The 15,527-nt window shown below is 46.1% G+C and carries 17 protein-coding genes; 3 read left to right on the forward strand and 14 right to left on the reverse strand.

The features are described 5' to 3' along the window. Window positions 1-177: 177 nt before the first annotated feature. The 8 genes from rlmB to zapE form a co-directional block, all read right to left on the reverse strand. The gene (gene rlmB, locus sps_RS25505) at window positions 178-930 is read right to left on the reverse strand and encodes a 23S rRNA (guanosine(2251)-2'-O)-methyltransferase RlmB (protein WP_077755066.1); all 753 of its coding nucleotides are present in this window, start codon (window positions 928-930) and stop codon (window positions 178-180) included. A 15-nt stretch (window positions 931-945) separates the two neighbouring features. After that, window positions 946-3,435 carry a ribonuclease R gene (gene rnr / locus sps_RS25510; protein WP_077755067.1) on the reverse strand — a complete coding sequence of 830 codons (2,490 nt, stop codon included), beginning with the start codon at window positions 3,433-3,435 and terminating at the stop codon, window positions 946-948. 68 nt (window positions 3,436-3,503) lie between these two features. Beyond that, a complete protein-coding gene (locus tag sps_RS25515) occupies window positions 3,504-4,124 on the reverse strand; it encodes a tetratricopeptide repeat protein (RefSeq protein ID WP_077755863.1) in 621 nt (206 codons plus the stop codon). Window positions 4,125-4,386: 262 nt separating this feature from the next. After that, window positions 4,387-5,682, reverse strand: coding sequence for an adenylosuccinate synthase (locus tag sps_RS25520; RefSeq protein ID WP_077755068.1), 1,296 nt, complete (start codon window positions 5,680-5,682; stop codon window positions 4,387-4,389). 66 nt (window positions 5,683-5,748) lie between these two features. Further along, window positions 5,749-5,937, reverse strand: coding sequence for a DUF2065 domain-containing protein (locus sps_RS25525; protein WP_013049720.1), 189 nt, complete (start codon window positions 5,935-5,937; stop codon window positions 5,749-5,751). A 128-nt stretch (window positions 5,938-6,065) separates the two neighbouring features. Then, window positions 6,066-6,458: a 30S ribosomal protein S9 gene (rpsI, locus tag sps_RS25530; RefSeq protein ID WP_077755069.1), complete on the reverse strand. Its 393-nt coding sequence runs from the start codon at window positions 6,456-6,458 to the stop codon at window positions 6,066-6,068. Window positions 6,459-6,472: 14 nt separating this feature from the next. Then, a complete protein-coding gene (rplM, locus tag sps_RS25535) occupies window positions 6,473-6,904 on the reverse strand; it encodes a 50S ribosomal protein L13 (protein WP_012141095.1) in 432 nt (143 codons plus the stop codon). Window positions 6,905-7,156: 252 nt separating this feature from the next. After that, window positions 7,157-8,263: a cell division protein ZapE gene (gene zapE, locus sps_RS25540; protein ID WP_077755070.1), complete on the reverse strand. Its 1,107-nt coding sequence runs from the start codon at window positions 8,261-8,263 to the stop codon at window positions 7,157-7,159. 102 nt (window positions 8,264-8,365) lie between these two features. Between zapE and sps_RS25545 the strand changes: the two genes are divergently transcribed. The 3 genes from sps_RS25545 (at window position 8,366) to degS (ending at window position 11,486) form a co-directional block, all read left to right on the forward strand. Beyond that, window positions 8,366-8,740, forward strand: coding sequence for a ZapG family protein (locus sps_RS25545; protein WP_077755071.1), 375 nt, complete (start codon window positions 8,366-8,368; stop codon window positions 8,738-8,740). A gap of 145 nt (window positions 8,741-8,885) precedes the next feature. After that, window positions 8,886-10,238, forward strand: coding sequence for a Do family serine endopeptidase DegQ (gene degQ / locus sps_RS25550; RefSeq protein ID WP_077755072.1), 1,353 nt, complete (start codon window positions 8,886-8,888; stop codon window positions 10,236-10,238). 165 nt (window positions 10,239-10,403) lie between these two features. Further along, a complete protein-coding gene (gene degS / locus sps_RS25555; RefSeq protein WP_077755073.1) occupies window positions 10,404-11,486 on the forward strand; it encodes an outer membrane-stress sensor serine endopeptidase DegS in 1,083 nt (360 codons plus the stop codon). 119 nt (window positions 11,487-11,605) lie between these two features. Here degS and murA read toward each other — a convergent pair whose 3' ends face one another. From murA to mlaE, 6 genes are all read right to left on the reverse strand, one after another. Continuing rightward, window positions 11,606-12,865: a UDP-N-acetylglucosamine 1-carboxyvinyltransferase gene (murA, locus tag sps_RS25560; RefSeq protein ID WP_077755864.1), complete on the reverse strand. Its 1,260-nt coding sequence runs from the start codon at window positions 12,863-12,865 to the stop codon at window positions 11,606-11,608. Between the two features lie 13 nt (window positions 12,866-12,878). After that, window positions 12,879-13,166: a BolA family protein gene (locus tag sps_RS25565; RefSeq protein ID WP_077755074.1), complete on the reverse strand. Its 288-nt coding sequence runs from the start codon at window positions 13,164-13,166 to the stop codon at window positions 12,879-12,881. A 4-nt stretch (window positions 13,167-13,170) separates the two neighbouring features. Beyond that, the gene (locus sps_RS25570; protein WP_077755075.1) at window positions 13,171-13,473 is read right to left on the reverse strand and encodes an STAS domain-containing protein; all 303 of its coding nucleotides are present in this window, start codon (window positions 13,471-13,473) and stop codon (window positions 13,171-13,173) included. Next, a complete protein-coding gene (locus sps_RS25575) occupies window positions 13,474-14,130 on the reverse strand; it encodes an MlaC/ttg2D family ABC transporter substrate-binding protein (protein ID WP_077755865.1) in 657 nt (218 codons plus the stop codon). It abuts the gene before it with no gap. Window positions 14,131-14,220: 90 nt separating this feature from the next. Further along, window positions 14,221-14,685: an outer membrane lipid asymmetry maintenance protein MlaD gene (gene mlaD, locus sps_RS25580; RefSeq protein WP_077755076.1), complete on the reverse strand. Its 465-nt coding sequence runs from the start codon at window positions 14,683-14,685 to the stop codon at window positions 14,221-14,223. A gap of 55 nt (window positions 14,686-14,740) precedes the next feature. After that, window positions 14,741-15,523, reverse strand: a complete 783-nt coding sequence (gene mlaE / locus sps_RS25585) for a lipid asymmetry maintenance ABC transporter permease subunit MlaE (protein WP_077755077.1) — start codon at window positions 15,521-15,523, stop codon at window positions 14,741-14,743. Window positions 15,524-15,527: the final 4 nt, after the last annotated feature.

The following is a 15,527-nucleotide window of genomic DNA, read 5'->3' on the forward strand; positions in this document are numbered from 1 at the left end:
CGCCGGACAGGCGGTAGATTACATTGAAGGTACAACCTCCATACACACTTTCATGTATCAATTAGCCAAATATCAGATACAAAAATGCCGATGAGGACTAAACCACATCGGCATTCAATAACTCTGACTAACACCTAATGAGCTAGCCAATGAAAATTAACCTAGTCGAATTCGCGACTATAGTCGTTGTCTTACAGCCTCGAACATGCAAATTCCGCTGGCGACGGAGACGTTCAGGCTTGAAACTGATCCTGACATAGGAATCGATGCAATCGAATCGCAACCTTCACGGGTTAAACGACGCAGGCCTTTATCTTCGGCGCCCATGGCGATAGCCAGTGGGCCTTTAAGATCAGTCTTGTATAAGTCGCTATCGGCTTCACCCGCAGCGCCAACGATCCAAACACCTTTATCTTGTATGCTCTTCATGGTGCGCGCTAAGTTGGTCACTTGAAACAAAGGCACCACTTCAGCCGCGCCGCAAGCCACTTTACTCACTGTAGGTGTTAAGCCTACAGAGTTATCGCGAGGGACAATGACGCCATGTACACCCGCGGCATCAGCATTACGTAAGCAAGCGCCTAGGTTATGGGGATCGGTAACACCGTCTAAGATTAAAAAGAAAGGCGTTTCCGTCTTCTCTACTTCTATCTTATCAAGCAGTGCCGATAGATCATTATCATTAAGCTGTTTTACGGCCTTTACACGAGCTAACACACCTTGATGTTGTCCATTGTCAGATTTTTCATCAAGGACTTTTCGCGCTGATGTTTGTACTGAAATACCGTACTCAGCAGCCATCTGGATAAGCGTGGCTAATCTTTTATCATCACGGCCAGCTTGTACCCAAAGTTCGATCACTCGCTCCGGACTATGCTTTAGTACCGCTTCAACAGCGTGAATTCCGAAGGTGATATCTTGTTTTTTCATCTATTTCAGTCTCTATTACTTGCTTGCTTTGACTTTACGTTTAGCAGGGCTCTTTTTTACTGAAGTCTTTTTTGCTGAAGACTTTTTAGCCTTCGACTTCTTAGCCGTCGTTTTTGTTTTAGCACCGGGCTTTTTAGCTCCACCGCTTGTATTGGTTTTATCTGAATCAGCAGAAGCTTTACCCGCCGCGACTTTTGAGCGAGAACCGCGTCGTTTAGGTTTACCGCTCTTTTCTGCTTTACCTAGCTTAGCGCCCTCTGCATTGACCCGCTCTCTGGCAGTCATCGGCTTCTTGCCGCGGCTTGGACGTTTAGACTTACCTTCCTCACCCGCCATCATCAGATCAATTTGACGATCATCTAAATTCACACCAGCAACTTTTACAGTGACGGCATCACCAAGTTGATAGATTTGACCTGAGGCTTCTCCCACTAGGCGTTGACGCATATTATCATATTGGAAGTAATCGCTACCAAGACTGGAAATATGCACTAAACCATCGATAAATAACTTATTCAGACGGACAAACATGCCGAAGTGAGTAACTGAGGCCACCACAGCGTCGAAGGTATCGCCCACGTGATCTTGCATAAACTCACATTTGAGCCAATCACTGACATCACGGGTCGCCTCATCGGCGCGGCGCTCGGTAGTCGAACACTCGACACCGAGAAGATCTAGCTCTTCTAGCTGATAGTTATAACCACCATCTGACGTCCACTTCTCTGACGCCTCGCCCTGTTCTTTCGCCAACAAGTAACGAATAACCCGGTGCAAGATCAAATCCGGGTAACGACGAATAGGCGAGGTAAAGTGAGAATAAGCTTCTAAGGCTAAACCAAAGTGTCCTTCGTTATCCGGCGTGTAGGTCGCTTGCTTCATAGAGCGCAGCAACATAATTTGGATAAGCTCTGCATCGGGTCTGTCGGTGATCAATTCCATCAGCGCCTGATAATCGGTCGGTGTAGGCTCAAGCCCTCCGCCGATGCTCAAGCCACGCTCCTTGAGGAAGTCTTTGAAGTTAGTCAGCTTCTGCTCAGATGGAGACTCATGAACCCGGTACAAGACCTCGCCCTTGTGCTTTTTGACGAACTTAGCCGAAGCTACGTTGGCTAAGATCATGCATTCTTCGATGATCTTATGAGCCTGATTACGATTTCTCGGTATTATGCTGTCAATCTTTCTGTCGTCATTAAAGACAAACTGAGTCTCAGTGGTCTCGAATGCGATAGCGCCTCTCTGTGCACGTGTTTCATCTAACGTCAGATACAGGGACTGCAATGTTTGAAGGTGCGGGAATATAGGTTTGAGCTTATCACTCACCTCTCCACCTTCGAGCATATCGGCAACCTGAGTATAGGTCAGACGAGCATGGGAATGCATAACTGCCGGATAGAACTTATATCCAGAGAGTTTACCTGCTGCGGAGATAGTCATCTCGGCTACCATACATAAACGGTCGACCTCTGGCATCAAGGAGCATAATCCATTAGAGATCTTTTCCGGCAGCATAGGGATCACTTGCGACGGGAAGTACACCGAGTTACCTCGACTACGTGCTTCCTTATCTAATGCAGATTCCGTACGTACGTAGTGACTCACATCGGCAATTGCCACCCATAAACGCCAGCCACCGCTCTTTTTCGATTCAGCATAAACTGCATCGTCGAAATCACGGGCATCTTCGCCATCTATAGTGACTAAAGGCAAGTGACGTAGATCGACTCGCCCCTCTTTATCAGCGTCGGTGACTTCATCGGGAATAGCACGTAGCTTCTTCTCAATTAGCCCCGACCAGGTATGTGGCAGGTCATAATTACGCAAAGCAATTTCAATTTCCATACCAGGGGCTAGCTGCTTACCCAGCACTTCTGTCACTTTACCAGCCGCCTTCACATAACGGCCCGGACGACGTGTCAATTCGAGTACCACGACATCACCTTGACGAGCACCGTTACGGTCCTCATCGGCAATGAGTATCTCTTGACCTATACGCCTGTCATCGGCAATGACAAACGCCATGCCAGAATCCAGGTGGAAACGTCCCACTAAGGCTGCAGCTCTCTGTTCGACCAGGCGCACGATGCGTGCTTCGCGACGTCCCTTACGATCGACTCCGGCCTTCTGTGCCAGTACCTTGTCCCCGTGGAAGTACATCATCATGTCACGGTTATTGATGAAGAGGTCGTCACCGCCCTCTTCCAGCTTCAAGAAGCCAAAACCATCTCTATGACCAATAATAGTACCAGTCAGTAAGTCCATACGCTCGGGGAGGCCGTAGGCCTGTCCACGGGTAAATACAAGCTGCCCATCCCGTTCCATGGCACGTAATCGGCGTCTTAGCGCTTCAAGCTGCTCCTCACTTTCGAGTTTAAGCGCTTGTGCTATGCGTTCACGGTTTAACGGGGATTTTTCTGATCGTAAGTATTCTAAAATAAACTCACGGCTTGGAATGGGGTTTTCGTAATTTTGTTGTTCACGCTTTAAATGCGGATCTTTGATCATTCAATATCTCAAATATTTTCCCGGAACATTCCGGGTCACACCAATTACTACTAGGTAAATGGTATTGTTTATCGGGATCTCAGGTGCTCCTGTTTTGCCCTGGCAACTGCACTGGGCGGCATCTTCTGCTCTAGCACCTTCAATAATTCTAAGGCTTTATGTTTTGTCGCCTCATCACTAAATACATCGTTATATAGCCAGTGATATCCCATCTCAAAATCTCTTGGGCTACCATAGCCTTCACCAAATAGTCTTACTAGCATCATACGTGACGGCAGATCGCCATTGGCCGCTGCGGGCATCACATAATGAATGGCTCTCTCGCGATCTTGTATCACAAATTGCCCATCGTGATAATACTCTGCGATCCTGAGCATAGCTTCGGCGCTCCCCTGCTCTGCAGAGTCACGCAGTAAAGAGATCCCTCTCGGTGGATTTGCTTTGACACAAATACCATGATTAAGCATCTCTGCCCACAGGTACTGATACAGAGGCTGCTTAAGCACCTCGGCTCTCGCCTCAATATCCTGTACTAACTGGCAATCATCACCCGTGACTCGCGTAAGATATTGTTTAGTCCGTATCAGTTCAATTAACTGCTCCTGACTATAAACATCCACAGCTCGAGTATCGGCCCAGCTTAAAGCTGGCGTCACCATGGCTATCGATAACAACAGATAACGCCACATGATTTTCGATGAAACTTTTAGCACTTCTTGTAGCATGAGCTCTCTCGCGAAAAATTCATAAACATAAGTAGTGATCAGACAAAATATTCGACTGTCAGCTGACTGAGTGAATAACTTGTCTCATCAATACTCTCCTACTAACTATACATAATAGGTCATCGGCACCATGATGTTTTTCTTGAGCATTTGCTTCAACCTAAGCAAGTCTATTTAAACCTTCACTTATGTCAATAAAAAGGCCGCTATATGCGGCCTCTTTCTATTAACTAAACGGATTCACCAGAATCATGGTCTCGTTTCTATCGGGACCCGTAGAGATAATATCAATTGGCGTTTCTAACAAGTCTTCCAAACGCTTAATGTAGTTCAATGCAGCTTGTGGCAATTGCTCTACAGAAGTCGCGCCGAAGGTAGTTTCACTCCAGCCTGGCATAGTTTCCAGTACAGGCGTTACCTGCTCGTAGCCTTCGGCTGCAAGTGGAGTCACTGTAGCAACAGTTCCATCTGGGTACTGGTAACCGACACAGATTTTAACTTCTTTCAGGCCATCTAGCACATCTAGCTTAGTCAGACAGAAACCGCTTACGCTGTTAATCTGTACCGCACGCTTCATTGCAACTATGTCTAACCAACCTGGACGACGTTTACGACCGGTAGTCGCACCGAATTCGTGACCCTTAGTACCTAAGTAGTCACCGATTTCGCACTCAAGCTCAGTTGGGAAAGGTCCGGCGCCGACGCGAGTCGTGTAAGCCTTCATGATACCCAATACATAATCGAGATGACGTGGACCGAATCCTGAACCTGTAGCAACACCACCTGCGGTAGTGTTAGAAGAGGTAACGAAAGGATAAGTACCATGGTCGATATCGAGTAATGTACCCTGTGCGCCTTCAAACAAAATAGGCTCACCCGCTTTACGAGCCGTATCGAGCAGCTCAGTTACGTCTGTACACATACTCTTAAGGTAATCTGCGATTGCCAAAGCATCTTTCAACGTCTCTTCATAATCTACAGCTTCGCACTTGTAGTATTCAGTCAACATGAAGTTGTGATAGCTCATCACATCTTTCAACTTCTCTGCAAACAGCTCGGCATCAAACAGATCGCCAACACGAAGACCACGGCGTGAAACCTTATCTTCGTATGCAGGACCAATACCACGGCCAGTTGTACCAATAGCTTTATTACCGCGCGCTTTCTCACGGGCAACATCTAAAGCACAATGGAATGGAAGGATCAATGGACACGCTTCAGAGATAAGTAGACGCTCCTCAACAGGAACTCCACGCTCTTTAAGCATGTTGATCTCAGTCATCAGAGCGTCTGGTGCAAGCACCACGCCATTACCGATAATGCATTTTACATTATCACGTAAGATCCCTGATGGAATAAGATGAAGAACGGTTTTGTCACCATCGATAACGAGAGTGTGACCGGCATTGTGGCCACCCTGATATCGAACGACATATTTAGCCTGTTCGGTAAGTAGATCGACTATCTTACCCTTTCCTTCGTCACCCCATTGGGTGCCGAGAACTACGACGTTTTTGCCCATTATTTGCTGCACGGTAGTGGTTAAAACGGGATTTTAGCAGATCTATAGGGGCGGTAGGCAAGTAATTTATGAAAAAATAATCAACAAAACAATACCGGCGGTTACTAAACCACCACCCAAACGTTGCAGAAGTTGCTGATTTTGGTTCGAAATTTCCTTTAAATATGCTCTCCAGCGATTAGGAAATAACAGTGGTCCAATTCCTTCGATAACAAGCACTATTCCTAACGCTAGCATGATGAGCTGTAGTGACATAATTTAGAATTCCGAATAGCGGGAATGAGATTAAGGTTAGATTAGCAAATCGGCAAGGGGATGGTCTATTTTCAGGCAATAAAAAACCCAGCAAAAGCTGGGTTTTTTGAGTTCTCGATAGCGAAAAATTAACGCTTTGAGAATTGTGGCTTACGACGTGCTTTACGTAGACCAACTTTCTTACGCTCAACTTTACGAGCATCACGGGTAACGAAACCAGCAGCACGTAGAGATGGACGTAGAGATTCATCAAGTTCCATCAGTGCACGGGTAATACCGTGACGGATTGCACCTGCTTGGCCAGTGATACCACCGCCCTTTACAGTTACATAGATGTCTAGTTTTTCAGTCATTTCAACTAGCTCTAGTGGCTGACGAACAACCATACGAGCAGTTTCACGACCAAAATACTGATCTAGTGGAAGTTGATTGACAACTATGTTGCCAGTTCCTGCTTTCGCGAATACGCGTGCAGTTGATGTTTTGCGACGGCCAGTGCCGTAGTACTGAGTTGCAGCCATTAGCTTAATCCCGTTTAGATATCAAGAACTTGAGGTTGTTGTGCAGCGTGGTTATGTTCTGTACCAGCGTAAACTTTAAGCTTACGGAACATGGCACGACCTAAAGGACCTTTAGGTAACATTCCCTTAACTGCTTTCTCGATAATCATTTCAGGCTTATGATCCTGCAGCTTTTCAAAGGTGATCTGCTTGATGCCACCGATGAAACCCGAATGCGAGTAGTACACTTTGCCTTTCGCTTTATTACCAGTAACAGTAACTTTCTCAGCGTTGATAACGATGATGTAGTCGCCGGTGTCAACATGAGGAGTATACTCTGGCTTATGCTTACCACGTAAACGTGATGCAATTTCAGTAGCGATACGACCTAAAGTTTTACCTTCAGCGTCAACAACAAACCACTCGCGAGTGACTGTCTCTGGTGTAGCAGTAAAAGTAGTCTTCATTTTACAAAAACCCAATGTTAAAATTCTGTCTCAAATGCTTTACCAATTATTTGGTAAAAGCACAAATAGTGCCATTCCCCGCCCCTTCGAGCAAAGAATTAGGCTTTACAACTTCCATCTAATTGATGGAGTAACGAGGGCAGGTGGCGGATTATAGACAAAGCTGAGCTAAAAATCACCTAATTTTTGCAGTGCAGGTGATTTAAATGGCTCCCAGTTCCCTACGAGCCATAAAAGCAGAAATATACCCTCTTATGGCAGATGCTCTAAAGCCAGATAATCATGGGATTGCATCTCAGTGAGACGTGAGCGGCAACGCCTGAATTCGAAACTCAATAAGCCCTGGGTGTAGATATCTTCTAAGGAGACTTCGGCCGATATGATGAGTTTGACATTACGCTCGTAAAACTCATCAACCATGGCAAGGAAACGACGGGCAATATCGTCGCCGGTTAGCTTATCACCCATCTGCAGAACCCCGCTGAGCAGCACAGTATGATAGAGGCAAGCTAGCTCCATATAGTCTCTCTGACTTCTGGGTCCATCGCACAGGGCTATAAAATCTACGAGCAAGACTCCTTGAGCCTGTTTTCTTATACCTATATTTCGCCCGTCGATCTCTATCTCTGCCACTGACACCTCGGACTCGGGGGCCAATTTATCGAAATAGGAGAGTAAATTAGTATCGGCCTTAACATCTAAAGGGAAGTGATAAATCTCCGCTTGCTCCAGAGTACGTAGGCGATAATCGATTCCAGAGTCCACGTTGAGGATTTGGCAATGTTGATTAATCAAAGCGATAGCTGGCAGAAAACGGGCTCGTTGTAAGCCGTTGCGATAAAGTTCATCGGGAATAATGTTAGAGGTCGCGACCAGCGCCACTCCTTCTTTGAATAGGGCTTGGAACAAGGTACCCAGTAACATGGCATCGGTAATGTCCGATACGAAAAACTCATCGAAACAGATCACCTGATACTTAGCAGCCATCTGCTTTGCGATGATCAATAGAGGATCTCTCTGCCCTTTAAGGTTATCGAGATCTAAATGAACCTGATGTATAAAACGATGAAAGTGCGCTCTTAGCTTTCTCTCTCCAGGTAAGGCGTCATAGAAGGTATCCATCAAGTAGGTTTTACCGCGCCCCACCCCGCCCCAAAGATAAAGCCCTTGAACCGTTTGCTCTTTTGCCCCCAGAAGCGAAAATACCCTTTTCGCTAAGCTCGGCTTACTATTGATAAGCTGAATTTCATCAAACACACGCTGTAAACTTTTTACCGCTTGTTCCTGCGCTGAATCATGTGAAAAATCATCTCGAGTCAAGTCTTGCTGGTAATGTTGCCACGGAGTTAGCTGGGACACGTAAAATAATCTCTTTTATGCTTAAATGAACGACTAGATGGTATCATGCCAGCCATAATTGTTTATTCGAATTTTTCAGTTCCTGATGTAAAGGAGTTTTATATGGAATGGCCCTTAATTATTGCAACCTTCGTGCTCGGTATCCTATTAGGTTATGTCGGTCGTACTATCATTGCCCGTAACAATGACTCCAATGGCAAGGGAAAAGTCCTCGAGCAGACAAAATTAGAATTGAGTCAGCACAAACAAGAGGTCACAGATCATTTCGAGCTGCATCATAAACAACTCGCCGAGCTGACGGAGCAATTAAACAAGGTCAACAAACAATGGAATGAAGCGGCGAACACCTTAGCCCCCAAAAGCAAGGTTAAACCACTATCTAACTTAGTCAACAATGAAGTCACTCAAGAGTCTATTGATACACAAGCCGATGAACTCAATAGCGAAAATGTAATTATAGTGAACCAAAACAATTAACCTTTGTTAATAAATGTGAACTTTCATCTTTAGTCTATTGTCGGATTCAGTAACAAAAGATCGACGATTGTTTCTTGATATAGCAAAAAATATCCCTATATCTTAAAGTGATCCTAATGAATCCCGATATTGGAGCTATAAATAGATGAAATCCAAATTAAGCTTACTTTCTGCAGCCCTGCTTACGGCATCGCTCTCTTTGGCTCCAGGCCTCTCTCAGGCAGCGATTCCCATAGCGGTCGAAGGTCAATCCATCCCCAGCTTAGCCCCTATGCTAGAACGCACGACTCCCGCCGTCGTCGCCGTAGCGGTAACCGGCACCCATGTCTCTAAACAGAAAGTGCCCGATGCCTTCAGATATTTTTTTGGCCCTAATGCCCCCCGTGAGCAAGTACAGGAACGTCCATTTAGGGGCTTAGGTTCGGGGGTTATCATAGATGCCGACAAAGGTTACATAGTCACCAATAATCATGTGATTGAAGGAGCTGACGAGATTCTCATAGGCCTTTATGATGGCCGTGAGGTAGAGGCTAAACTTATTGGCACAGATTCCGAGTCAGATATCGCATTATTGCAAATCAAAGCCGATAACTTAGTCGCAGTGAAACGTGCCGATTCAGATAAACTCAAGGTTGGTGATTTTGCCGTCGCTATCGGTAATCCCTTCGGTCTTGGCCAAACTGTGACATCGGGTATAGTCAGCGCCATGGGCCGCTCGGGTCTGGGCATAGAGATGCTAGAGAACTTCATTCAAACCGATGCCGCGATCAACAGTGGTAATTCCGGAGGTGCATTAGTCAATCTCAATGGTGACCTTATCGGTATCAATACCGCTATCGTCGCCCCTGGTGGCGGTAATGTCGGCATAGGTTTCGCAATTCCGGCTAATATGGTTAACAACTTAGTCGATCAGATAATTGAGCATGGCGAAGTCCGCCGCGGCGTATTGGGTGTCTCGGGTCGAGACCTGACGAATGAGCTGGCTAAAGGCTTTGGCTTAAATACCCAGCACGGTGGCTTCGTCGATCAAGTTATGGCCGATAGCGCAGCGGATGAAGCAGGTATAAAGGCGGGTGATATTATTGTTAGTGTCAATGGCCGCAATATCAAAAGCTTCCAAGAGCTAAGAGCGAAAGTCGCCACAATGGGCGCGGGAGCAGAAGTTAAATTTGGCTTAATTCGCGATGGTGACAAACAAACTGTCACCGCGACTCTAGGTGAAACCAGTCAGACGACAGAAACTGCCGCAGGCGCTATTCATCCTATGCTCGCAGGCGCAGCATTAGAGAATAACAAGAAAGGGGTCGAGATAACTGATGTGGCTCAAAATTCACCGGCTGCAGCCAGTGGCTTACAGAAAGGCGACCTGATTGTCGGCGTGAATCGCTCCCCCATAAAAGATCTTAAGTCGCTCAAGACTAAACTTGTCGATCAACAAGGCGCCGTAGCATTGAAAATAAAACGTGACAAGAGCAGCTTATATCTAGTCCTCAGATAGAAACAACAGCATAAAGGTGCCGTTAGCCTTTATGCTTTCTCTTAATATCAAATCAAGCTATGACGAAGCATTGAAGGATTATCTTCTTTGATGCTTCATCATTTTATCTTATTCACGCTTTAAACATGCTAATCTTACGCTACTTTTTCTTTAACACTCTCTGATATGGCTCTTAAAGATTCTCTAATCTATCTCGGCAAGGCCGTATTTTTCGGCCTAATTATGGCTGCTGTCTTTCTGGTGATAACGCCATTCCTAGCAAACAAGGATATGTCGAACCTTTTTTTCCAAAAACGTGGTGACAATGGGGTTGAGCTTTCATTCTCTAACGCCGTCAGGCGTGCAGGCCCCGCCGTAGTCAACATCTATAGTCTGAGCATCAATCGTAATAAACCTCTTAATTCAAGTTCGCTACAGGGTCTTGGCTCTGGTGTGATCATGAGCGGTGAAGGCTATATTCTGACTAATTACCATGTCATTAAGAAAGCCGATGAGATAGTCGTTGCCCTGCAAGATGGCCGTAAATTCACCTCTGAAGTTGTTGGCTCAGATCCTGTCACCGATCTAAGCGTGTTAAAAATTGAAGGCGATAGTCTACCTATAGTGCCTATTAACTTAGGTGTTCCGGCACAAGTCGGTGATGTCGTCTTAGCTATAGGTAATCCCTACAACTTAGGTCAAACCATCACACAGGGGATCATCAGTGCCACAGGCCGAAATGGACTCAGTTCAGGGTACCTGGATTTTCTGCAAACTGATGCCGCTATTAACGCAGGTAATTCAGGCGGAGCACTCATAGATACCAGTGGTCAGCTGATCGGCATTAACACTGCGGCCTTTCAGGTTGGTGAAGAGGGCGGAGGCCACGGAATAAACTTCGCCATTCCCATTAAACTCGCCCATAGCATCATGGGAAAACTGATTAAAGATGGTCGTGTTATACGTGGGGCACTGGGCATAAGCGGTGAGCCTATCAGCCCAGTGATGGCGCAAATTTTAAACTTACCGGATCTAACTGGTGTGGTTATCACAGGTGTCGATCCTAATGGCCCTGCGGCTCAAGCCCAGCTTCAACCAAGAGATGTGATCACCAAATATGAAGGTGAAGATATTCCTGGGGTTGAAATGCTTATGGACAGAATAGCCGAGACCCCACCTGGAAAGCAGGTATCCATGACCATCATACGTAAGGGGAAGCGCTATGATGTCCCAGTACTCATAGGTGAGAATGCCAATAACCCAGAGTAACTGATATTAAACGATTCAGAACAAGATCAGCTGATCTTTTTTCCTCCCTGCAATAGAGCCAATAAAAAAGCCATCGACACTCATGTATCGATGGCTTTAATATCAATCGGTATAATTTGTTATCTAGTACGAACGACCTGTCCGCCTAGACCTTTAAACTTGTCTTCGATGTGCTCATAACCACGATCAAGATGATAAATACGATCGACTATCGTGGTGCCATCGGCAACGAGTCCGGCAATAACCAGGCTGGCCGAAGCCCTTAAATCAGTCGCCATCACTTGGGCACCATTGAGTCGCTCTATACCTTGGATAATACAGGTATTGCCTTCAAGTTCCATGTTTGCACCCATACGAATAAGCTCAGGCACATGCATGAAACGATTCTCGAAAATGGTTTCGGTGATGGTCGAGGTACCTTCGGCTAACACATTGAGTAAACAAAACTGCGCTTGCATATCGGTTGGAAAACCCGGATATGGCACAGTTTTAATGTTTACAGCCTTGGGTCGCTTGCCTTGCATATCGAGCTCAATCCAGTCGCTGCCAGTTGTGATCTTGGCACCCGCATCTTCGAGCTTGGCAAGTACAGCCTCAAGGGTCGAAGGGTCGGCATGGACACAACGTATCTTGCCACGAGTGACCGCGGCGGCAATTAAGAAGCTGCCAGTCTCAATTCTGTCTGGCATCACATGATAATTGCAGCCCTGCAGAGATTCAACCCCTTGAATACGAATTGAGTCGGTACCTGCGCCCTCAATTTTCGCCCCCATGGCAATAAGACAGTTAGCCAAATCGACAACTTCGGGTTCACGGGCGGCATTCTCTATAATGGTTTCACCATCGGCGAGTGAAGCGGCCATCAATAAGTTTTCTGTCGCACCAACGCTGACCATATCCATGAAGATATGAGCGCCTTTTAAGCGGCCATCGACACGGGCCTTGATGTAGCCCTCTTCGACGTCGATCTTCGCTCCCATCTGCTCTAAACCATGGAGATGAAGGTTCACCGGACGGGCACCAATGGCACAGCCACCAGGCAGGGAGACATCGGCGGTACCGAAACGGGCCAATAATGGTCCCAAGATAAGAATCGATGCGCGCATGGTTTTAACTAAATCATAAGGCGCACAAAAATTATCCAGAGAAGTGGTAGAAATACGCACCTCACTGTTATCTGAACGGCTCACTTCGGCGCCTAAGCAACGCAGCAATTCACAACTTGTGCTCACGTCTCTAAGATCCGGAACATTGCTTACGACGAAATCAGTTTCTGCCAACACGCCAGCCATTAAGATAGGCAAGGCGGCATTTTTAGCCCCAGAGATCACGACTTCACCAGCAAGCGCTTCGCTCGCCTGAATTTTTAATTTATCCAATTTAGATCTCGGCTTACATGTTAAAGACTTTTTCACGCTTCCATTGTGTCGGCGTGAAGGCATTGATCGTTAGCGCGTGTAGTTCGCCACTGGTGATACGATCCATCAATGGACCATAGATGGTTTGCTGCTGTTTTACGCGCCCCATACCATCGAAACACTCGCCGACGGCCACTATTTTATAGTGGGTTCCAGCTTGGGTTACATGCACTTCATCTAGTGAGAGTGCATCCTGAAGAAGCTGCTCTATCTCTTTTAGCTTCAGTGCTTCATTTGCTTGTTCTGTCTCGTTGGTATCCATGGATCTATTTACCTTGTTTTACTTCTTCATCGAAGAAGTGTTCTAAATCGTATAATGCAATTAATTTCGATAGCTGACTCGATGCAGCGCTGAGTGTTATCTCTCTTCGCTCTCTCTTAGCCAAGGCTATCAACTCTAAGATGAAAGCAATACCAGCACTATCGCTGTAAGTTAATGCCGACAGTTCTATGACCTCAATCTTGTCACTAAGCAGACGTTTCCTCTTGCCCCAGAGTTTAACAACATCTCCCTGTGAGAGCCGACCTGTGAGTCGGCACACCGAACCTTCGCAGTTAAACTCAACCACTTAGAGCCTAGTGCCATTTGACTTATAGCTAATATGGCCCTTATTACGCTGTTCTAACTCTAGAATCACCGAATCTATCCCTTTCTGACGGATCAAGTTTGAGATCTCTGAGCTCTTCGATGCTAGCAAGCTGACACCTTCGGCAACAAGATCGAATGCTTTCCAACTGCCGTCTTTGAGGCGACGCACTTTAAACATTAACTTAATAGCTGGTCTACCCGCTTCAATTAACTCGACGTTCACATCGACCATCTTCTCACCGGTAAAATCTTTCGCAGGCGCAAACTTAACTTGTTGATCTGTGTACTCAGTAAATGCCTGTGCATAGGTTGCCACCAGATAACCCTGAAATGCTTTTACAAATCGCGTTCTTTGCTCTTTTGTCGTCGCCTTAAGGTGTATGCCCATGACTTTATAAGACGCATATTTATAGTCAATATAGGGCATCAACTCATCCGAGACTATCAGTTTAAGATGGTCTGGATCGGTCTTAATTATGTCAACATCCTGATGAAACCTGGCAAAAGTATTATTCGCCACAGCCTCAACCATGTCATAAGGGTTCATGGTGTTTACAGCCGAGTCATCACTATGGGCTGTGGCACTCAATGTGAGTAAAATAAGTGAAGCTGTAACCTTACAGATTCGATTAAACATTCTCATTTAAAATCCTTGACGCAATAAAATAAATTCGACTATTTATAACAACCTATAGCTAGCTTCTATAGAAAATTGACTCAATCAAGCTTAATCTTTAACGCTATATAGGAACTGACCAATAAGCTCTTCGAGTACAAGAGCCGAGTGAGTATCATCTATTCTATCGCCATCGACTAACATGGCGATATCATCATCCATAAAACCTGGGGTGAGTCCTAGAAATTGCTCCCCCAACAAACCAGAAGTCAAAATTGACAGGCTACTCGTTTCAGGGAACTGATCGAAGTGCTTATCCATAGACAACTCTACCACAGGCACTAACTCGCTAGGATCGAGACTAATAGCGCTCACTCGCCCCACAACCACGCCTCCCACCTTGACCGGAGAACGAACTTTAAGCCCGCCTATATTGCTAAATTTAGCATAGAGGGTGTAGTTGTTGGCCCCTGACTTCACTTCGACATTGGCGACATTGAACACTAAGATCAAAAATGCCACCAGCCCGGATAACAGAAACAGTCCCACTAATACTTCAATTTTACGAGTTAACATACTCTCATTTCCACTCTACATGCTGAGCCTACTTCAGTCTGCTCAATAAAATCCATTAACGGCCAAACATTATTGCCGTAAGTAAAAAATCTAAAGCCAATACCGCCAAACTTGACTGAACAACAGTCTGAGTCGTGGCCTTGCTTATCCCTTCAGGGCTCGGGGTCACTTGATAACCCCTATATAGGGCAATCCAAGTTACGACAATGGCAAACAGAAAGCTCTTAATCAAACAGTTCACTATATCCTGACGCCACTCTACAGAAGCCTGTAAAATCGACCAGAAACTGCCACTGTCTATACCTTTCCATTCCACTCCCACCAGATGACCACCATAGATCCCGATGGCGGTAAACATCAATGCCAGAAGTGGCAGACTCACCACCCCAGCCCAGAAGCGAGGCGCGATGATCTGCCTTAGCGGATCGATAGCCATCATCTCCAAACTAGAGAGTTGCTCGGTACTCTTCATCAAGCCTATCTCGGCGGTGAGCGCTGAACCAGCTCTCCCGGCAAACAACAGCGCGGTCACAACCGGCCCCAACTCTCTAAGCAAGCTCAGGGCAACCATAGGACCAAGGCTCTCCTCGGTACCGAAACCAACAAGAATATTATACCCCTGCAACGCCAACACCATGCCTATAAACAGACCCGATATAAGTATAAGCACCATAGATTGCACGCCAACAACATAGAGTTGCTTAACAAAGAGCGGAAATCCTTTCAAACGTGGTTTACGGGCTATAGCCCCCCAAAGCATAAGACCGGCTTTACCTAACCCGACAACCAGCTCTATGCCTCTACGGCCAAGATTGGCTAAGCTGTTAGCCATATTCATGAGC

This window comes from Shewanella psychrophila, assembly GCF_002005305.1.
Classification (GTDB): Bacteria; Pseudomonadota; Gammaproteobacteria; order Enterobacterales; family Shewanellaceae; genus Shewanella; species Shewanella psychrophila.